Annotated in this window: 17 protein-coding genes and 1 pseudogene; 14 read left to right on the top strand and 4 right to left on the bottom strand. The window is 63.2% G+C overall.

Features of this window, described 5'->3' with window-relative positions; genetic code table 11:
- Positions 1-4 precede the first annotated feature (4 nt).
- Genes EJ069_RS08110 through EJ069_RS08130 form a run of 5 tightly spaced genes read left to right on the top strand, consistent with a single transcriptional unit; the run spans position 5 to position 6,492 of the window.
- The gene (locus EJ069_RS08110) at positions 5-2,146 is read left to right on the top strand and encodes a hydantoinase/oxoprolinase family protein (protein WP_126060858.1); all 2,142 of its coding nucleotides are present in this window, start codon (positions 5-7) and stop codon (positions 2,144-2,146) included.
- 14 nt (positions 2,147-2,160) lie between these two features.
- The gene (locus EJ069_RS08115) at positions 2,161-4,356 is read left to right on the top strand and encodes a hydantoinase B/oxoprolinase family protein (RefSeq protein ID WP_126060859.1); all 2,196 of its coding nucleotides are present in this window, start codon (positions 2,161-2,163) and stop codon (positions 4,354-4,356) included.
- A 5-nt stretch (positions 4,357-4,361) separates the two neighbouring features.
- Positions 4,362-4,868, top strand: coding sequence for an acetone carboxylase subunit gamma (locus EJ069_RS08120; RefSeq protein ID WP_126060860.1), 507 nt, complete (start codon positions 4,362-4,364; stop codon positions 4,866-4,868).
- A 7-nt stretch (positions 4,869-4,875) separates the two neighbouring features.
- Entirely contained in the window at positions 4,876-5,646 is a 771-nt protein-coding gene (locus tag EJ069_RS08125; protein ID WP_126060861.1) for a glucose 1-dehydrogenase, read from the top strand.
- 18 nt (positions 5,647-5,664) lie between these two features.
- A complete protein-coding gene (locus tag EJ069_RS08130) occupies positions 5,665-6,492 on the top strand; it encodes an SDR family oxidoreductase (protein WP_126060862.1) in 828 nt (275 codons plus the stop codon).
- A 59-nt stretch (positions 6,493-6,551) separates the two neighbouring features.
- Here EJ069_RS08130 and betI read toward each other — a convergent pair whose 3' ends face one another.
- Positions 6,552-7,190 (bottom strand): transcriptional regulator BetI, encoded by a 639-nt coding sequence (betI, locus tag EJ069_RS08135; RefSeq protein WP_189476229.1) that lies wholly within the window; start codon positions 7,188-7,190, stop codon positions 6,552-6,554.
- Positions 7,191-7,301: 111 nt separating this feature from the next.
- Between betI and EJ069_RS08140 the strand changes: the two genes are divergently transcribed.
- The 4 genes from EJ069_RS08140 to EJ069_RS08155 all read left to right on the top strand — a co-directional run bounded on the left by EJ069_RS08140 (position 7,302) and on the right by EJ069_RS08155 (position 12,654).
- Positions 7,302-8,339, top strand: coding sequence for an alcohol dehydrogenase catalytic domain-containing protein (locus EJ069_RS08140; RefSeq protein WP_126060864.1), 1,038 nt, complete (start codon positions 7,302-7,304; stop codon positions 8,337-8,339).
- A gap of 109 nt (positions 8,340-8,448) precedes the next feature.
- Positions 8,449-9,390 carry an ABC transporter substrate-binding protein gene (locus EJ069_RS08145; RefSeq protein WP_126060865.1) on the top strand — a complete coding sequence of 314 codons (942 nt, stop codon included), beginning with the start codon at positions 8,449-8,451 and terminating at the stop codon, positions 9,388-9,390.
- A 94-nt stretch (positions 9,391-9,484) separates the two neighbouring features.
- Entirely contained in the window at positions 9,485-10,546 is a 1,062-nt protein-coding gene (locus EJ069_RS08150; RefSeq protein WP_126060866.1) for a betaine/proline/choline family ABC transporter ATP-binding protein, read from the top strand.
- Entirely contained in the window at positions 10,543-12,654 is a 2,112-nt protein-coding gene (locus tag EJ069_RS08155; RefSeq protein ID WP_126060867.1) for an ABC transporter permease subunit, read from the top strand. The genes EJ069_RS08150 and EJ069_RS08155 overlap by 4 nt, the downstream gene beginning before the upstream one ends.
- A 259-nt stretch (positions 12,655-12,913) precedes the next feature.
- Here the strand turns inward: EJ069_RS08155 and EJ069_RS08160 are convergent, their stop codons facing one another.
- From EJ069_RS08160 to EJ069_RS08175, 3 genes and pseudogenes are all read right to left on the bottom strand, one after another.
- A complete protein-coding gene (locus EJ069_RS08160; protein ID WP_126060868.1) occupies positions 12,914-13,381 on the bottom strand; it encodes a metallophosphoesterase family protein in 468 nt (155 codons plus the stop codon).
- Between the two features lie 9 nt (positions 13,382-13,390).
- Positions 13,391-14,296: a ribonuclease Z gene (locus tag EJ069_RS08165; RefSeq protein ID WP_126064657.1), complete on the bottom strand. Its 906-nt coding sequence runs from the start codon at positions 14,294-14,296 to the stop codon at positions 13,391-13,393.
- Between the two features lie 633 nt (positions 14,297-14,929).
- Positions 14,930-16,248 (bottom strand): annotated as a pseudogene (locus tag EJ069_RS08175) (DUF2130 domain-containing protein).
- 321 nt (positions 16,249-16,569) lie between these two features.
- Between EJ069_RS08175 and EJ069_RS08180 the strand changes: the two are divergent.
- The 5 genes from EJ069_RS08180 (at position 16,570) to EJ069_RS08195 (ending at position 19,087) form a co-directional block, all read left to right on the top strand.
- Positions 16,570-16,764, top strand: a complete 195-nt coding sequence (locus EJ069_RS08180) for a DUF6499 domain-containing protein (RefSeq protein WP_126060870.1) — start codon at positions 16,570-16,572, stop codon at positions 16,762-16,764.
- Between the two features lie 181 nt (positions 16,765-16,945).
- Positions 16,946-17,320 carry a DUF2285 domain-containing protein gene (locus EJ069_RS08185; RefSeq protein WP_245456467.1) on the top strand — a complete coding sequence of 125 codons (375 nt, stop codon included), beginning with the start codon at positions 16,946-16,948 and terminating at the stop codon, positions 17,318-17,320.
- Between the two features lie 478 nt (positions 17,321-17,798).
- Positions 17,799-18,176, top strand: a complete 378-nt coding sequence (locus EJ069_RS32665) for a hypothetical protein (RefSeq protein ID WP_189476232.1) — start codon at positions 17,799-17,801, stop codon at positions 18,174-18,176.
- A gap of 1 nt (position 18,177) precedes the next feature.
- Entirely contained in the window at positions 18,178-18,504 is a 327-nt protein-coding gene (locus EJ069_RS08190) for a DUF736 domain-containing protein (RefSeq protein ID WP_126060871.1), read from the top strand.
- Positions 18,505-18,805: 301 nt separating this feature from the next.
- Positions 18,806-19,087 (top strand): helix-turn-helix domain-containing protein, encoded by a 282-nt coding sequence (locus EJ069_RS08195; RefSeq protein WP_126060872.1) that lies wholly within the window; start codon positions 18,806-18,808, stop codon positions 19,085-19,087.

Here is a 19,087-nt window from a genome sequence, read left to right on the forward strand (position 1 = left end):
ACCCGTGGACCAGATCACGACCAATCCAATCGTCATCGGCATCGACGCCGGCGGCACCATGACCGATACGATCCTTGTCGATCAGGACGGCCACTTCAAGATCGGCAAGTCGGCGACGACGCCGAAGAACGAGGCCGAAGGCTTCCTCGCTTCGGCCGAAGACGCGGCCGTTGCCTGGGGCATCTCGCTGCAGGACCTGTTCTCCGGCGTCAATGTGGTGCTCTATTCGGGCACCGGCATGCTCAACACGCTGTTGTCGCGCACCGGCCGCAAGCTCGGGCTGATCACCACCAAGGGCCTCGAGGACATGATCCTGATGGGTCGCGGCCTGCAGGCCTGGGCCGACTACTCCTATGCCGACCGCCTGCATGCGGTCACCCATCATCACCCCGATCCGCTGGTGCCTCGCCGCCGCACCCATGGCGTCACCGAGCGTATCGACCAGTTCGGCGACATCATCCTGCCGCTCTACGAGCACGAGGTGCATGCGGCGGCAAGGAAGCTGATCGCCGACAAGGTCGAGGCGATCTGCATCATGACAGTCTTCGCCCACGTCAATCCGGCGCATGAGAAGCGCATCGCCGAGATCTGCCGCGTGGAGATCGCTGCCTCCGGCACGGACATACTCGTCTACACCAGCCATGAGGTGCGTCCGGTCATCCGCGAGCAGTCGCGGCTGAACTCGGTGCTGATCGAGGCCTACGCCACCTCGCGCGGCCGCAAGCAGCTCAAGGGCATCGAGGACGTCTCGAAGAAATATGGTTTCAAATATGGCGTGCAGACGCTGCTCTCCTTTGGCGGCCTGACCTCCATCAACCATCCGCGCCTCCACGAGACGATGATCTCCGGGCCGATCGGCGGCATCCTGGGCGCGGCCTATGTCGGCAAGCTGATCGGCAACGACTCGCTGATCTGCTCGGATATGGGCGGCACATCATTCGACATGGGCGTCATCACGCGCGGCCAGACGCGGATCGAGAACGAGCCGCTGATGGACCGTTTCAAGCTCAACGTGCCGACGCTCCATCTTGACACGATCGGCGCCGGCGCCGGCATGATCCTGAAGGTCGACCCGCTGACCAGGAAAGTCTCGCTCGGGCCGGAAAGCGCCGGTTCGGACCCCGGCCCGATCTGCTTTGCCAAGGGCGGCACCGAGCCGACCATCGCCGACTGCGACGCCATCCTCGGCCGGCTGAACCCACATTACTTCCTCGGCGGCAAGGTCGTGCTGCAGGTCGAGAAGGCGCGGAAAGCCTTCGAGGAGAAATGCGCCCGCGTGCTCGGCGTCGGCGTCGAAGAGGCGGCCGAAGGCATGATCGAGATGCTGGAGGCCGACGCCAACAACGCGCTGCGCCGCGTCATCTCTGGCCAGGGCATTCACCCATCTGAATTCACGCTCCTATCCTATGGCGGCTCGGGACCGCTGCACCTCGCCGGCTGCTCGCGCGGCATCGGCTTCAAGGACATCATCACCTTTCAGTTCGCTGCAGCCTTTTCGGCCTTCGGCTGCACCACCGCCGATTTCATGCGCCGCCATTCGGTGTCGACGCAGATCGATATCGGCGCGCGCGCAAGCGACGACGAATTGCAGGCGTTTGGCGCGAAGGTCACCACTATCTGGGACGACCTGACCAGGGCCGCGGTCGACGAAATGGTCACCGACGGCCACGCGCTCTCTAAGATCAAAACCGTGCCGTTCCTGATGATGCGCTACACCGGCCAGCTTGAGGACGTCGAGGTGATGGCGCCGCTGCCGGCGGTTCGTTCGGCCGACGACATGCGCAAGCTCATCGCCGAGTTCGAGGCGGTCTATGCCAAGGTCAACCACCGCGTCTCGCGCTATGGCGAGGCCGGCTTCTCGATCACGGAACTCGGGCTGATCGCCACCGCCGACAAGGTCAAGCCGATGCTGGTCAAGCGGCCGCTCGGCAGATCCGATCCAGCCTCGGCCCACAAGGGCGTGCGCGAGGCCTATATCGGCGGTCGCTGGCACAAGGCCAATCTCTACGAGATGGACCTTCTGCAGCCTGGCCATGAGGTCACCGGCCCGGCCATCATCGAACACCCGGCCACGACGCTTGTCGTTCATCCGCAGGACCGCGTCCATGTCGATGAATGGACGCTGCTTCACTACACCCACGCTTGAGAAGGGCGAACGCCATGCTGGATAAACCCGCCTCTGCGCTGCGCATCCGCGAAAGGCTGCTCGAATCCGAAAGGCTGATGGACGAGACCGGCTGCTATGACGGCATCACCGAGCTCCATTTGCGCAACCAGGACCCGCTGAAGTTCGAGACGCTGCACACAAAATTGCGCGCCTATTGCGTGTCGGCGCGCGAGATGGCCCGCCGCATCTCGGCTTCGCCTGGTGTGCGCGAGGTCGGCGAGATGGTCGTCGCCATCTATACGCCGGAAGGCGACGCGATCGCGCTCTCCAACGGCATCATGGTGCACGTGCACACGATGAGCCGCTTCATCAAATGGATGATCCGCAACGGCTACGAGGAAAACCCGCAAATCCGCGACGGCGACATCTTCGCCAACAACGACGCCTTCATCGGCACCGTGCAGGTGCCTGACGTCATGGACGTGGTGCCGATCTTCCATTCCGGCAAGCTGGTCGGCTGGGCTGGCGCCGTCTGCCATGAGCTCGAAGCCGGCGGCATCACGCCCGGCGGTGACGTGGCGCTGGCGCAGGAGCGCTTCACCGAAGGCCTGTTCGTCTGCGCCGAAAAGGTCGGCGAGAATGACGAGCTTCGGCGCGACTACGTCATCCGCTGTGAGCGCAATCTCAGGATGCCGATCTATTGGGTGCTGGACGAGAAGGCCAAGGTGGCATCGTGCATCGACATGCGCGAGAGCGTCAAGACGCTGATCGACGAGATCGGTCTCGACTACTGGATGCAGGTGTCGAAGGAATTCATCGAGGAGGGCCGCCGCGCCCAACTCGGCCGTACACGCCAGCTCACCGTGCCCGGCATTTATCGCGGCCACACCTTCTACGGCCACGTCACCGCCGGCAAGCCGGGTTACCAGCCGCTCGGCGATCCCGACTGGCTCTACAACATCCCGATCGAGATGGAGATCACCACCGACGGCAAGATTATTATGGATTTCGAGGGCACGCAGCCCTGGGGCTACCATTCGATGAACTGCACGCCGGCCGGCATGGATGGTGGCATGTTCGTGACGCTGACCCAGCACATGAACTTCGAGGGCCTGGTCAATGATGGCGCCTGGATGGCCACTGAGCTGAAATTGCCACACGGCACCTGGACCAACCCGGACAACGAGATGGTGGCGACGGCCACCTCCTGGGCGCTGCTTCTGCCGGCATATGGCGTCTTCCAGCGGCTCTTGTCGCGCTCCTTCATCGCCCGCGGCTTCGTCGAGGAAGCTTTCGTCGGCCAAGTCAACAGCCCGATGATCGAGATGGGGGGCACCAGCCAGTACGGCACGCCCTTCGGCATGGCGCATTTCGAATGCGCCGCCGCCGGCTCCGGCGCTTTGGCCATCAAGGACGGGCTCGACACTGCCTATGTCGGCTGGAACCCGGAATCCGACATGGGTAATATCGAGATCTGGGAACAGAATATGCCGATGCTCTATATCGGCCGTTCCATCGTTCCCAACTCCGGCGGCGCCGGCAAATATCGCGGCGGCTGCTCCTTCCTGTCGACCTGGCTGGTCTCCAAGACCGATCATCTGCGGCTGGTCACCTCCGAGCATTCCTCGCGCGTGTTCGATAATGGCGGCCTGTGCGGCGGCTATCCGGCGCCGACCTGCCAGAAGCACCGCGCCGTGCGCGACTCGAACATTTTCGAACTGGCCGAAAATGGCGCGCCGCTGGCCCATCACACCGGCACCAATCCCTATCGCTCGGAGCTGGAAGTCCGGCTGGAAGGCGAGCATGTGACGCTGGAAGGCCCCTACATCACCGCGCCGCACAAGACCGGCGACGTCTTCACCCATTCCTACAATGGCGGTGGCGGCTACGGCGACGTGCTGGAGCGCGACCCGATGAAGACCGCCTGGGACGTCGAGAACGGCTTCCTCACCAAGGAGGCTGCCGAAGGCATCTTCGGCATCGTGCTCGATGAGGACGAGGAGGGGTTCCCGGTCGCCAATCTCGAAGCCACCAAGCGCCATCGCGCCGAGATGCGTGCGAAGCGCCTGGCGCGCGCGAAACCGGTTTCGGAGTGGATCGCCAAGGAGCGTGAACGGGTGAAGGCGTCCGATTTCGCGCCCGAGGTGAAGAAGATGTATGCCAGCGCGATCAAGCTCTCGCCGCGCTTCACCAGGGACTTTTCGGCCTTCTGGGATGTCGACGCCAAATCGACCTTCGGCGTGGAGTAAGAACCATGACCTCATACAGCAAGGAAGTCATCGCCGATCTGGTTGCCGGCACGCTGCCCTGGCCGCAGACACGTCGCATCATGAGCGCCTACAAGGACGATGACCGTTTCTTCAAATATGTCGCGGTGTTGCAGGATCGGGTCGCCTGGAGCGATCCGATCCTGCTCCCCGTCGGCGACCATCTCTTCATCTGCCAGAGCGGTGACGAGCGGGTCACGAAATGCGAATGCGGCCACTCCTTCGGCGACTACCGCAAGAACTGGAAGCTGAAGGCGTCGATCATCGTGCGCGATACAGAGGAGACGCTGCGCGAGATCTACCCCAACAGCGACCTGCCGGATCCGGACTGGATGGAGATCCGCGAATTCATCTGCCCGGAATGCGGCACGCTTCACGAAGTCGAGGCGGCCGCGCCTGGCTACCCGATCGTGCATGATTTCGAGCCGGATCTCGAAGGTTTCTACCGCGACTGGCTTGGCAAGCCGCTGGAGCTGTTGAACAAGGGAGACTGATGCCGCAATGGGCCGCGTCGCAGGCAAGGTGGCGCTCGTAACCGGGGCCGGTCTCGGCCTCGGCCGGGCGTCGTCGCTCTTGCTGGCATCGGAAGGCGCCAGACTGGTCGTCACCGACATCGACGAGGGCCTCGCCGGCCATACGGCGGCCGAGATTGGCAAGGCCGGCGGTGAGGCGCTGGCGCTGCCCCATGACGTGTCCAAGCCTGAGGATTGGTCGTCCGTCATGGCGGCGGTCGAGCAACGGTTGGGGCGGCTCGACGTGCTGGTCAACAATGCCGGCATCGCCATCGCCCGGAACATTGAGGACACCTCGCTTGCCGAATGGCGGCGCACCATGGCGGTCAATCTCGACGGCGTCTTCTTCGGCTGCCAGGAGGGCATTAAGCTGATGAAGAAATCCGGCGGCGGATCGATCATCAATCTGTCCTCCATCGACGGCATCATCGGCGAAGCTGAGCTTGCCGCCTATTGCGCCTCCAAGGGCGGCGTGCGCACCTTGACCAAGGCGGTCGCGGTGCATTGTGCCGAGCAGCGCAACGGCATCCGCTGCAACTCCATTCATCCCGGCTATATCTGGACGCCGCAGACCGAGAACTATCTGCGCGACCTCGGCACGCTCGAGCAGGAGAAGGCCAAGGCGCTATCGCGTCACCCGATCGGTTTCCTCGGCGAGCCCAACGACATCGCCTACATGGTCCTCTACCTCGCCTCGGATGAATCGAAATTCGTCACCGGCTCCGAAATGGTCGTCGACGGAGGCTATCTTGCAGTGTGAAAACGGAGCCCGTTGGCGATGACCAATCTCACCGGCCGCAGCGCCATCGTCACCGGCGGCTTTTCCGGCATGGGCTTTGCCATCGCCACCGCGCTCGCCAAGACCGGCGCCAATGTCGCCGTCGGATCCTACGTCGCGCCGCCGCAGGCGGGCAGGGTGGACGCCGCTTATTATCCCGGCGCCGACGAGATCGAACGCGTGAAGTCGTCGCTTGCCACGCATGGCACCAAGGTCCATGCCGCGCATCTCGACGTGCGCGACAGTGACCTCACCAACCTCTTCTTCGCGGAAGCGCAGGCGGCGATCGGCCCGGCCGACATCCTGGTCAATGCCGCCGGCACCACGGCCGAGCAGCCGGTCTGCGGCCATTCCGACGAGCTCTGGGACAAGATCGTCGACACCAATCTCACCGGGGCGTTTCGCACCACGCGCGCGGTGCTGCCCGGCATGATCGAACGCGGCTGGGGCCGCATCGTCAACATCGGCTCGACCGCCGCTTCCGTCGGCTGGAAGGACAATTCTGCTTATTGCGCCTCCAAGGCGGGCTTGCTGGGGCTCACGCGTTGCGTGGCGCTCGAAGGCGCAGCACATGGCATCACCTGCGTCATGATCAGCCCGACTTGGGTCGAGACCGAGCTGATGCGCCGCAACGTCTCGCAGGTCGTCGAGCGCGAAGGCAAGGGCCGCAGCGCCGAGGAATTGATGGACGAGTTCAGGAAGGGCAACCCCCAGGGGCGCATGATGCAGCCGGAAGAAATCGCGGCGCTCGCCGTCTTCCTCTGCTCGGATCTCGCCAAGGGGATTACCATGGAAAATATTCAGATCACCGGTGGAGCCTTATGGTGAAACCCGCCCTGGCAAGGAGCGCCTGCAACCGCTCGCTGCCGGCGATGCCTTCCAAAACGTCACGCCGCCTGCAGCTGAAGCCTTTTCAGCTTCGACACCACGGCCGGACCGAGCATCTTTTCCGAATACTCGACAAGCAGCGCCCGCGCTTCCAGATGCGAGATGGCGTCGTCGGAATGGCCGCGCCGCAGCCAGAAGCCGTCGAGCATCGCGGCGAAGCCGCGCACGAAATGGTCGATTTCCTCTCTCGACCACAGCGGCGACAGCGCCGAGCGGATATTCGACCGCAGGCGCTTGTAGAACAGCTCCTGCAGCCGCGCGTAACGCGGGTTGTGCGCGGCTTCCGCATAAAACGACACCCAGGCATTGGCCGTGTTGCGCTCGAACTTTTCTTCCGGGAAATTGCCGTCGACGATCGCCGTCAGGCGATCCCATCGGGTCTCGGCCTTGCGCAGATTGACCACCACGGCGTCCATCAGCACGCGGTTGGCGTAGCGCACCATCTCGAACAGCACCTGGTCCTTGTCCTTGAAATAATAGGTCAGGATGCCCTGCGACATGCCAGCCTCATGGCAGATGCGGGTCGTCGTCAGGCCCTTCAGCCCGTCGCGCAGGAAGATGCGGTGCGCCGCCTCGATCAGCTCGACCCGCCTGATGTCTTCGATGCGAGTGCGTTGTTTCTTCGTCCTGGTCGCCATGGGTTTCGTATATCCGACGAAAATTTTGTACGCTCTAACAAATTTTTGTATTGTCATATGATTTTGGCAGGCCTAGGCTGCGAAAGCAAGCAGACGCCGGACGGACTATCGATGACATCGCACACACAAACGATGCGGGCCGCGGTCCTGGGCAGTTACGGCGAGCCGCTCGAGGTCACCAGCGTGCCGCGTCCGGTCGCCGGCCCCGGTCAGATATTGGTGCGGCTTCAGGCCTGCGGCGTCTGCCATACCGACGTGCATATCTGGCGTGGCGAGAGCGTTCCGCCGCACGCGCCTTCCCCCTTCGTCATGGGTCATGAGGGCATCGGCCGCGTCGTGGCGATCGGCGAGGGCGTCGGCGGCTGGTCGCTTGGCGATCGTGCCGGCGTGCCCTGGATCCACGACACCTGTCGCCGTTGCGACGAATGCCTGGATGGCTACGAGTCCTTTTGCCAGCACCATCGCGCGCATGGTCTGAATGTGCCCGGCGCCTTTGCTGAATATGTCGTCTGCGACGCGAGCTTCGCGGTGGCGTTGCCGGAAACCATCGATCCGGTGACCACCGCGCCGGTGATGTGCGCCGGCATCACCGCCTATGGTGCGGTGAAGCGGGCAGGGCTGAAAGCCAGCGAGAAATGCATCGTCTTCGGCTGTGGCGGACTCGGCCTCTATGCGGTGCAGATCGCCAGCCGGCTCGGCGTCAGCGTGCTCGCCGTCGACCGCGATCCGGCGAAGCTGGAGATCGCGCGCCGCTACGATGCGGCGGAAACTGAAATCGCCGACAGCGGCTTGCCCTCGCGGCTGGCGGCCAAGGGCGAAAAATACCACGCCTGCATCAATTTCGCGCCGACCACCGCCACCTGGGACGCCATGGTCGCGGGCATCCGGCCGCGCGGCAGGATCATCGCCGCGGCCATGGTCTTCCAGCCTGTGCCGCTCATCCAGGAATGGCTAACGGCCACCGGTGTCCTCATCACCGGCACCAGCGTCGGCACAAGGCAGGAGATGCGCGAGCTGGTCGCCATACATGCGGATAAGCCGCTTGAGACGACGGTCGAGGTCATCGGGCTGGAAGAGGTATCGGCAGCACTTGTCGCTCTCGAACGGGGTCAGTCGAAAGGGAGGTACGTCATCAGTTTTGCGCGGTAACGGAATTTTCCGGCGGCCAGGGGAGTGGCGCGGAAAGAGGCTAGCGGCAGCCTCGCCATCGAGGATGGAAGTTCATCTCGAACCATAACAACCAGACAGGGGAAACATCATGTCGAATACGATCAACAGAATAAGAAATGCAGGAATTGGCCTGGCGCTGATGCTTGCCGCCAGCGCGCCGGTCGCCGCCGCCGATCTCGGCGCCAAGGACGAGCCGATCAAGCTCGCCATGCTCGAATGGACCGGCGCGCACGTCTCCACCCACATCGCCGGACAGCTTCTCGAAAAGCTCGGCTACAAGGTCGAATACGTCACCGCCGGCAACTTCCCGCAGTTTTCCGGTCTCGCCGACGGCTCGCTCAGCGCCTCGGTCGAGGTGTGGATGAACAATGTCGGCGACATCTATCCCAAGACGCTCGCCGCCAAGCAGATCGAGGATATCGGCAAGCTCGACCTGAAGACGCGTGAGGGCTGGATCTACCCGAAATTTATGGAGACGGTCTGCCCCGGTCTGCCCGATTGGACGGCGCTCAACAAGCCGGACTGTGTCAAGGCGCTGTCGACGCCGGAAACCGCGCCCAATGCGCGCTTCCTCGACTATCCGGCCGACTGGGGCTCGCGGGCCGCCACGATCCTTGCCGACAACAACATGCCTTACACCGCCGTTCCCTCCGGTTCCGAGGGTGCGCTCGTGGCCGAGCTCGAAGCCGCCGAGGCTGCCAAGACACCGCTGGTGATGATGTTCTGGGGGCCGCATTACGCACTGGCCGAAAACGACGTCGGCTGGGTCACTATGCCGCCCTGCAAGGAGCAGACCAACGAGCACTGCATCACCCCGCCGGATGTCGACAAGATCGTCTGGTCGGGCTTCGGCGCCAAATGGCCGGCGGCCTACGCCTTCCTCAAGGCGTTCAAGATGGACGCCGGCGAGCAGGAGAAGATGATGCTTGCCGTCGACAAGAAGGGCGAGGACCTCGACGCCGTGGTCAAGGCCTGGATCGACAAGAACGAGGCGGTGTGGAAGCCCTGGGTTGACGGCGCCAAGGGATAAATTCGCCGATGTGCCTGGCAAAGGCTAAGGGCGATAAAGGCCCGGCTTCCGCAATGCGCGGGGCCAGGCGACCAATCGGCAGGGGTCGATCGGAATGAACACTGCAGCGCGTCCGATAAAACTTGCCTGCCGCAATGTCTGGAAGGTCTATGGCCGGCGTCCGGACTATTATTTCGACTCGCGCGGCTATGTGATCGACCCAGATGCGCTGGCCGAGCGTCTGCGCGCGGAGGCGCATCTGCCGGCCGTGGTCGATGCCAGCTTCGAGGTGGCGGCGGGCGAGATCTTCGTCATCATGGGTCTGTCCGGCTCCGGCAAGTCGACCCTGGTGCGCTGCCTGTCGCGCCTGGTCGAGCCGAGCGCCGGCGAGATCCTGCTCGACGGCAGGAACCTGCTCGCCGCCAGCGGCAAGGATTTGATCGAACTGCGCCGCCACGCCATGGGCATGGTGTTCCAGAATTTCGGCCTGCTACCGCATCTGAGCGTGTTGGACAATGTCGCCTTCCCGCTGAAGATCCAGGGCAAACCGGCGAAGGAGCGTGAGGCCCGCGCCCGCGAGATGATCGCGCTTGTCGGGCTCGAAGGCCGCGAGGCATCCTTCCCGCACCAGCTCTCCGGCGGCCAGCAGCAGCGCGTCGGCATCGCACGTTCGCTGGCGGTGGGGCCAGAGCTGTGGTTCCTCGACGAGCCGTTCTCGGCGCTCGATCCGCTGATCCGCAAGCAGATGCAGGATGAGTTCCTACGCCTGCAGCGCATGCTGAAGAAGACCATCATCTTCATCACTCACGATATCGCCGAGGCCTTCCGCCTGGCCGACCGGCTGGCAATCATGCGGGCGGGCAAGATCGTGCAGATCGGCCGCCCCGCCGACATCGTGCTCAACCCGGCCGACGACTATGTCGCGCAGTTCACCGAGGACATGCCGCTGCTGCGCGTAATCACCGCCGGCGACATCGCCACGCCGGCCAATGGCGCGGCGCTGCCGGAGCGCAGCGTCGCCGCCGCCACCAGCCTCGAGGCGTTGATCCCGCAGCTCGCCTCCGGCGTGAGTGCTTTCACCGTGCCAGTCGCTGGTGACGGTCCGCCGGCGGTCCTCAGCGCCGGCGCGGTGCTTGCGGTGCTGGAGCGCGAGCAGGCGAGGCGCAAAAGCTCATGACAGCGCCGGCCGCCATAGCGCGATCCGCTCAAAGGTTCACCATCGCGCCGGCCCTTGTTCCTTGGTGCGCGCTGGCCGTGCTGACGGCGATTTGCCTCCTTCTGAAAAACGAGATCCCCTGGCTGGTCAATTTCCCCAAGGAATGGACGCTGCCGCTTGCCACCTACATCAATGCCGTGACCGACGTGGTCGTCTCGGTGATCCAGCCGGGGTTCCGGGCGCTCTCCGCACTGCTCGATGCGCCGATGCGCGGCGCGCGGCTGGCGCTCGCCTGGCTGCCCTGGCCGGCGGTGATGCTGGCGGTCGCCGCCCTTGCGCTGAAATCGAGCGGCGAGCGGCTGGCGATCTTCGCGCTCGCCACGCTCGCCTACATCCTGCTCGCAGGCTACTGGTCGCAGAGCATGAACACGCTGGCGCTGGTGCTGCTGGCGGTGCCGATCTCGACCGTGCTCGGCTTCCTGCTTGGCGTTCTGGGTTACGCTCGCCCGCGCTGGCGCCCTGTGCTCAACGGCGCGCTCGACCTGATGCAGACGGTGCCGGCCTTCGCCTACCTCATCCCGCTGCTCTTGCTGTTCGGCTTCGGTCCTGTGGTCGGGCTGATCGCCTCGGCGATCTATGCGACGCCGCCGATGGTCCGCAACACCATGCTCGGACTGGACCGTGTGCCGGCGGCGATCAGCGAGGCCGGCTTGATGAGCGGCTGCACGCGCCGCCAGCAATTCTGGCAGGTCGAGGTGCCGACGGCGCTGCCGCAGCTTCTCGTCGGTTTCAATCAGACGACGATGGCGGCGCTTTCGATGGTGATCGTCGCCGCCATCATCGGCGGCTTCGAGGATATCGGCTGGGAAGTGCTCTCCTCGATGCGCAAGGCCGAGTTCGGCCAGAGCATCCTGTCCGGCCTGGTGATCGCGCTGCTCGCCATTCTCATCGACCGCCTCACCATCGGTTTCGCCAAGGCGCCCGAGACCGGACCGACGCGCGCCAAGCGCTGGATGACGCCGCGCCGGCTGGCCCTGTCGCTGGCGGTTGCGCTGGCTCTCGCCGTCGCCATCCGGCTGGCCGCGCCCGATGCGACGCTTCTGCCGGAAACCGGGCTGCGCATGCAGATGGGCGCCGTAAACCAATGGCTGCTGGGGTTGGTGCGTGACTACGCCTGGTTCTTCAACGGCGTGCGCAATGCAGTGCTCTACTGCCTGCTTCTGCCGATGCGCGTCGGCATTTCCGGCTCGGCGACGCCGGCAATGTGGGGCTTCTCGCTGCCGCCATCGGCCCTGGCCGTCTATATGGGTTTGGTTGCGGCCTTGGCCGCGTTGGCCCTGCGCCGTTTCGGCTGGCGGGCGGCGGTCGCCGTGCTGGCCGCCGGCCTTGTTCTCTACACCGGCTTTCTGGATCTGCCTTGGCCCGTCTTCATCCTTGCCGTGGCCTTGCTTGCCGGCCAGGTGGGCGGGCCGCGGCTCGGCCTCTTCTCGGTGGTGGGCTTCGGGCTGATCCTGGTCAATGGCCTGTGGCCGCAGCTGGTGCAATCGCTCTATCTCTGCACACTGGCGGTTCTGCTTTGCCTTCTGGTCGGTGGCGCGCTCGGTGTTTGGGCCGCGCATAGCGAGCGGGTCTCCCGCGCATTGAGGCCGATCTGCGACGCGCTGCAAACCATGCCGCAATTCGTCTTCCTCATCCCGGCGCTGATGTTCTTCAAGGTCGGCGAGTTCACGGCGCTGATCGCCATCATGCTCTACGCGATCGTGCCGCCGATCCGTTACGTCGAGCACGGGCTGAGGCACGTGCGGGCCGACGTGGTAGAGGCGGTCGAGCAGATGGGCGCCACGCCCATCCAGACGCTGCTGCAGGCCAAGCTGCCATTGGCGCTGCCGGTCGTCATGCTAGGCCTCAACCAGACAATCATGGCGGCGCTCTCGATGCTCGCCATAGCCGCCCTCGTCGGCACCCGCGACCTTGGTCAGGCGGTCTATGTCGCGCTCGGCAAGGCTGATGCCGGAATGGGCCTCATCGCCGGCCTGTCGATCGCGTTCCTGGCCATACTCGCCGACCGACTGATTCAGGCTGCCGTAGCGGGTACGACCTCGACCGTCTGGACGGCGCACATGCGATAATGCCGACATGCAGCGGACGGCGCTCGGCGATATCCTAGATCGGTTCAGAGAGGCGGGAGCAGGATCCAAGGTCGTTCGAGGGGAGGGGGCTTAGCCTTGCAAAGGTTCCACCGGGTGATTTCGAACCCGAGCACGTCGACCGGCTGTGACGCATCCGCCGCATTGGGCCCGCGCCGCATGATTGATCGCGCGCGCGGACGCGTTCATTCACCCGATGGGGGCCGTTCGGCTTGGCATGCGATCGCCTTGAGCCCGCGCCTTAGCCGCTACTTAGATCGTGAATGGCCGGCAGTAGACGGTCAGGCGTGATATCAACCGTCGCAAGGGTGATCGGTAGCTTAAAACGACGGTGACCGGCACTGCCCGGATTAAGATATAGCACGCCGTCAACGGTTTTGAGTTTTGGCACATGGGAGTGACCCGACACGACCATGTCGATGCCGAGTGCCGCTGGTGAGACCTGAAGCGCCTTGAGATCATGAAGGACGTAGAAGGTTCTGCCTGCCAGCCGCACCAACACCCTGTCGGCGTAGCTCGCAGCCCACTCAGCTGTATCGACGTTTCCTCTGATCGCGGTAACCGGTGCGATCTGCTGAAGAGCGGCAATAACGTCAGGACTGCCAATGTCTCCGCCATGGATGATGTGGTTTACCCCGGCCAGGCGTCGTTCCGCCTCAGGCCTCAGCAGGCCGTGGGTGTCAGAGATGATGCCTATCCTGAATGTCATTGTCGGCCATTATACGGTGAGCACATCGAGATCAGCCGCAATACGGCTGTTCGGAAATGCCCGCACGGCTTCTGCGAGGATGTCTTCGTCGGCATATCGACCAGAGATATGCGTAAGAACGAGCTGCTTCACGTTGCTGATCGCTGCCAGGGATGCCGCCTGCGCAGCCGTGAGATGACCATAGTCGCGGGCCATGGTCGCATCCCGTTCCAGGAAGGTGGCCTCGATCACCAGAAGGTCGGCGCCGCAGACATGGTCCGCGAGATCATCGGTCGCCTCCGTATCGCCGATGATGACCAGCTTCTTGCCTGCTTCCAGCGGGCCTAATACATCTTCGGGAGCAACTGTTCGGCCATCGACGAGGGTGATAGACCGGCCTTCTACCAGTTCCTTCCTGATTGGACCGTCTGGCACGCCCAGAGACGTGAGGTGCTCGGCGCGAAGGTGGCGGCGCGGTGGAGTCTCGAGCACGAAGCCGTAGCTATCGGTGTCGCGGTGACGAACCTGAAAGCAGTCGATCATGAATTCATCCGCGTCGAAAAACCGGCCGGGCGTCAGCGGCTCGAGCTTTAATGGGATCGGCGCTCGTCCTTCACCCCACAGACCAGCGAGCATGCGCACAACGAGGTCCAGGGTGTCCGAGCCTCCGTGGACGGTCAGGAGATCGTCACTTTGCCGCAACCGGAGTGTCGAGAACAGGCCGGGGATTCCAAGGATATGGTCGAAATGGGCATGCGTGAGCAACAGGCGATGAAGCCGCCTGAAGCCCGCGCCGCTGCGCAGCAGCTGGCGCTGCGTGCCTTCCCCGCAATCAACCAGAATTCGGTGGCCTCCGGCCTCGACAAGCAGTGCAGGGTGATTTCGCTCGGCAGAGGGTACGCTGGCCGAGGTGCCAAGAAACGTCAGTTTGAAAATCATGGGCTAGTCTATCCGCGGCAGCAAGGTCTCAAAGCGGGCAAACAACGCCTTCCACGCTGCCAGTTGCTGCGCCCATCTTTGGCTATTTTGCGTCCATGCCCTGCTCGGGCTTTATCCCGACGCTTTCACCATCACCGTGGACAAGGTCGCGGTCCCAGTCATTGGTCTTGTCAGGCGTCTTGGCCTCCGCCTCCCGAGTATCCCGCTCTTTGTCCGTCCGGGGTTTCGCGCCCGGCATGTCCCGCGATGATTTTGATCTCATATGCCTGTCCTCTTCGGTCGCTCAATCCGAAACAGGACCGGGGGAATTAGGTTCCGTTGGCCGCGGGACCGCAGCAGAAGATGATCTGTCGTTCAGGCGACGCGGTCGATGGGACGGATCTCTATCTCGCTAATCTGTCTAAGAGGGCAAAGGGACAGGACGATGCCTACCGGTCCTCCACGAGGCCTGCGTCGGCTTCTCGTCCCGTCTGTGTAGCCCCATTAGGGAAGTCAGCTAGAAAGTGATCTCAGAGTCCTCGCCGAGCTAACTTTCGATCGGCACGCCACTAGAAGGGCGGCCGCTTTTTGAAATACGTCGCTAGAAGCCGACTGACCGCTTTCCGCCCCACTGCCGCTCAGACGAGACTCCTAATCGATCTCGGAGAGGGGTCCCGAGACAGCCAGTACTTCAAGGCTTTCAATCTCTTGCATTACTTTCCCGGCAATGCCCTGCAAGTCGCCATACATGCCCACCGTCGATTCGATTACTCCTTGGATTTGGGCTTCTCGCTTGGCCCACAGTCGGATGGTGGCTTTGCGCTCACGTGCAAGATCGTCCTGCATGTCTGAGAACTTTTCGACGATGGCCTCGACCCGCTGTCGAAAACGTGGCCCGGTCAGATAACCATAGACCAGCTCCATCTTTGAGGCTTGGCCTACCTGGACCAACCGCGAGTTGGACAATTCGATCAGCGACTGCCGCAGCATAACAGCAACGGGAATGGCGCACTTGGGATGGGCAACATATACGCCGTCGACCAGGTCGAATGTCTCAATTCCCGGGGCAGGGCTTCAGAAATAAGCAAAGCGATATCAGCCTTGGCTGCTCGCTGGTCAGTTCTCAGCTTGGTGAGCCACCCCTGACTCCAATTCTTAGTCCGCTTTGACTCCCAAAGGATGGCCCCGCATGGCTGACCAGCCGGCCCCACGACCCGCTGAAGGACGTCACCACCGAACTCGCCCTTTGCGACCGGCTCGATCACGTCCACTGGGAAGCGACTGCTGATCAGCGCTTCCAATTCCAGCTCCAGAGCTTCACCTTGCAATTGCTGGGAACCCTGTTCAGCGCGGCGCTTCAGCTCCTCGATCTGGCGCTGCATGCCTGCGATCTGTTCCTCTTTCTCGACGATCTTCATTTTGAGACCGTCTTCCGCGTCGCTCCGAGCTTTTGCACGGACCGCGTCCAGTCCCTCCTGCACCCTTCGCTCGATTGTGAGGGCTAGTTCTCTTCGCTCATCCTCCAGCTCGCGCTGCTTGGTAAGGAATTCCGCTTGCTGCTTTTGCGCCTGCTCGAGCTTGTCATCGCGCGCCTTCAGCGTCTCCTGCAACTCGGCCACCTTGCGATCGCGCTCGTCCAAGTCGGCTAAGAGCAAAAGCTTGGCCTTACGAGCCTCGTCGGCCGCAATGTGGCCCCGCTCGATCCTGAGTGTCTCGGCAACGAGGCTCTCGACGCCTTCTTTCGCCGCTGCCACCTCCTGGCGCTGACGTTCGAGTTCTTCTTCCCTGCGGGCAATTGCTGCATTTGTCTGAGCGATGCGCTGCTCATACTCCTCTCGCGTAGCAGCGATTAGCGGCCCCGCGAGCGACTCGTTGAGCTTGATGTCTGTGTTGCAACTGGGGCAGGTGATCGTCGGCTCGCTGAAGATCTTGTCGCCGTGCAGAGTCTTGGTGACAGGTTGAACGGTCATCGAAATCGCCTCGGAAGAATCGGTTTCCTTGACGCGGTAGTTTAGCCGATACTCGCATCAGTGAATAGAACAAAAAGGGAACAGTTCGGGCGCTCCACTAGTATGAGTTAATCGAACGGACGTGGAGGGCGGGGTCTCAGCTTCTTCTGGTCCCGCGCCAGCCGCGCAACGGTGAGTGAGGGTCAAAACGGAACCAAGTTTCGTGTGGCCTGATCCGCTCGGCGCCGGAGCTTCTCCTCCTCCATTCGTCAATAGCTGAATCCAAGGATTTCGCTTAGCGCCACGTCCCCCTATCAAATCCTTGAGCAGGGAAGGATGCGGATGAAGCCGGACACATCTCAGTGGCGTGACCCAGAGGCTTATGCATTCGTTAAAGGCGCCGCCGCCGATGCGATTGCCTGGGAGTTCCTGCGGCGTAATCCGCAATATCAGCAAGACTTCGCTGCCTCCCGCTCAACGAAGGCAATGCGCGTGCTGCGCAAACGCTGGGGGTTACAGTTTCGCTGCCAGGCCTGACCAGTCCGCGGTCGAGCAGCCCGTCTATTGGGCGCCTCAGGTCGACCCTGGGATCGTCAACCTTGTCGAGACCCCGCCGGGTCTCAGCGCGGGGGAGGGCAGCCCCATCGACGTCTCACTTGCCGCTGGCCGGTATGACGAGATCGGCCAACATATGCGATCCCCGCCTGGTGGCACGCAGTTGGCATTTCTCAGCGAGACACAGCCGGGCAAGCCGCTTGCTGCGATCATTCCCCTCGATGAAATGGCACATGACAGGCTTCACGCGATCGAGCGTTTCATCCGCGCGATCCACAGGCAATACCTTCCCGACGCCCGCTTGACCGCAGCCCAGCGCCGCCGCCTGGGCAACATGCTGCGATGCTTGGATGGCCGGGACCAACAGGCATCCCACTTTGAAGTCGCGACCGCCCTGTTCGGTCGGCGGCTGGTCAGCGCCGCTGATTGGCATGACTCGGCTTTCCGCTACCAAACGCATCGCCTCTTGCGCGACGGCCTTAAAATGGTCGAGCGCGGCTATCGCCAATTGCTGCGCACGCGACGGCGTCATTTTTGAAGGGCTCCCGTGCCGTAGTACGCGGTCGTGCGCTTTCGAAGGTCCGGGAGGGAATTGATCGCGTGATCGAAACTGGGAACCGGTCGCTTCACTGTAGTCTGCTCGGAGGCGGTCTGGTGGCGATGTCACCTCCGCATCCATCACTACCACCTTCTTCTTCCGTAGCTCTCTGATCGCTTCATAGAACTCGCGGATTGATGGCGATAGCTGCCGTCGAGGGACGGCATGTGGGTCGCAATGAACTCGCGGTGTTTCGGCGCAAGGCTTGCCCAAGCAAGGGGCGAGGCGAGCGTCATTGCTCACGGCGGCAATGCTGCAGACGGGCTGAGGAGTCAGATCGATCTCGGTTTGTTTACGCCTGTGTTCGCGAGCGAAGCAGCGCGCGATAGGACCATACCGGCACGGAGTGAACTCTCCGTACAGTCCGCACGACGTTATTCAGCCGGGGGCTGCGATGGCCAAGCCGGTTGGGGCCTGATTGTCGAAGGACGAAAGCCTTGATCCCCATACGCCATACGGTTGTCGATATCCTACCGGCGAGCACGTCACTTCAGTGTCTCGTGGGCGCGGATCCGCCATCGCCTCCGCCTCTCCTTTCACGGAGCGCACCAACGACCTCTCGAACGGGCTGATCTGGCCGAAGGACGGCTGCCGCCTCGAGCGCCTATGCCGCAATGGCGCGGCGCGAGTTTCTTCCCCTGGGCGAAGCCCATTCCTCGCGCGTCAAGAAACGCGCGCCTGCGCCATCCTCCGCTTTGCTGCGGTCGCAAGCGATGCGGCAGCGCTCGCCTTCGGCCTCACGATCGCCATCGAGGTCGCATGGTGCGGGCTCGGAAACGAAGAAGACGGAGACTAACATGGCTACGATCGGCACTTTCAAGAAGACCAATGCGAACGAGTTCACCGGCGAGATCGTCACCCTCAGCGTCCAGGCCAAGGGCGTGCGCATCGTCCCCGACACAAGGGCCAACGGCGAGAACGCTCCAACCCATCGCGTGGTGGTCGGCAAGGCCGAGATCGGCGCCGCCTGGTCCAAGCGATCCAACGAGGGCCGCGATTATCTCGGGCTCAAGCTCGACGATCCGAGCTTCACCGCTCCGATCTACGCCAACCTCTTCGCCGACGAGGAAGGCGAGGGCCACAGCCTCATCTGGTCCCGCCCCAACCGCCGCAACGGCGAGTGAATCAAGAGCCTCGCCCGGCCAATGCCGGGCGAGGCGTCTTCTCGTACTGACTGCGGGAGCTCTTCGCGCCGCCGGCCGCCATGACCGGCCTCCTTTCATCAGACGCGTTGCTTGAATCGCGATGGCGTGAAGATGGTTGAGTACGGCTACCGCCATGCCGTGCGAGGCGGCGCCACTTCTGAAATCCTCGTTAGCGGTGCGAAATAGCGCCCCTCAATTTCGCACCTGATCACCGTCCCCAAGCTCCTCCATCCTGGCCATCGATCGCCGTTCAACCGCAACGGCCGGAAGGAGACACCTCATGAACGCTGACGCCGCGCCATTGCCGCCGCGCTACCTGCGCACTTCGGAAGCTGCGCACTTCCTCAGTCTCTCGGCGCGCACGCTGGAGAAGCATCGCACCTACGGGACCGGGCCTGCTTATCGCAAACTTGGCGGCCGCGTCGTCTATTCTGTCGAGGACCTTGAGGCCTGGGCTCAGCGGGGCGCCATGACATCGACAACCGATCCGCGTGGGTCGGTGCTGCCTGCCAAACCTCCCGCGGGACGCCTGATCCCCTATGCCGGGCGCGAGAGGCGCTGA

The sequence above is a fragment of the Mesorhizobium sp. M2A.F.Ca.ET.043.05.1.1 genome (assembly GCF_003952445.1).
In the GTDB taxonomy this organism is placed as follows: Bacteria; Pseudomonadota; Alphaproteobacteria; order Rhizobiales; family Rhizobiaceae; genus Mesorhizobium.

Excerpts from the sequence above, each read along its gene's own strand:
- EJ069_RS08115 (WP_126060859.1), top strand. The coding sequence starts at position 2,161 with ATGCTGGATAAACCCGCCTCTGCGCTGCGCATCCGCGAAAGGCTGCTC.
- EJ069_RS08120 (WP_126060860.1), top strand. The coding sequence starts at position 4,362 with ATGACCTCATACAGCAAGGAAGTCATCGCCGATCTGGTTGCCGGCACG.
- EJ069_RS08125 (WP_126060861.1), top strand. The coding sequence starts at position 4,876 with ATGGGCCGCGTCGCAGGCAAGGTGGCGCTCGTAACCGGGGCCGGTCTC.
- EJ069_RS08130 (WP_126060862.1), top strand. The coding sequence starts at position 5,665 with ATGACCAATCTCACCGGCCGCAGCGCCATCGTCACCGGCGGCTTTTCC.
- betI (WP_189476229.1), bottom strand. The coding sequence starts at position 7,190 with ATGGCGACCAGGACGAAGAAACAACGCACTCGCATCGAAGACATCAGG.
- EJ069_RS08140 (WP_126060864.1), top strand. The coding sequence starts at position 7,302 with ATGACATCGCACACACAAACGATGCGGGCCGCGGTCCTGGGCAGTTAC.
- EJ069_RS08145 (WP_126060865.1), top strand. The coding sequence starts at position 8,449 with ATGTCGAATACGATCAACAGAATAAGAAATGCAGGAATTGGCCTGGCG.
- EJ069_RS08150 (WP_126060866.1), top strand. The coding sequence starts at position 9,485 with ATGAACACTGCAGCGCGTCCGATAAAACTTGCCTGCCGCAATGTCTGG.
- EJ069_RS08155 (WP_126060867.1), top strand. The coding sequence starts at position 10,543 with ATGACAGCGCCGGCCGCCATAGCGCGATCCGCTCAAAGGTTCACCATC.
- EJ069_RS08160 (WP_126060868.1), bottom strand. The coding sequence starts at position 13,381 with ATGACATTCAGGATAGGCATCATCTCTGACACCCACGGCCTGCTGAGG.
- EJ069_RS08180 (WP_126060870.1), top strand. The coding sequence starts at position 16,570 with ATGAAGCCGGACACATCTCAGTGGCGTGACCCAGAGGCTTATGCATTC.
- EJ069_RS08190 (WP_126060871.1), top strand. The coding sequence starts at position 18,178 with ATGGCTACGATCGGCACTTTCAAGAAGACCAATGCGAACGAGTTCACC.
- EJ069_RS08195 (WP_126060872.1), top strand. The coding sequence starts at position 18,806 with ATGAACGCTGACGCCGCGCCATTGCCGCCGCGCTACCTGCGCACTTCG.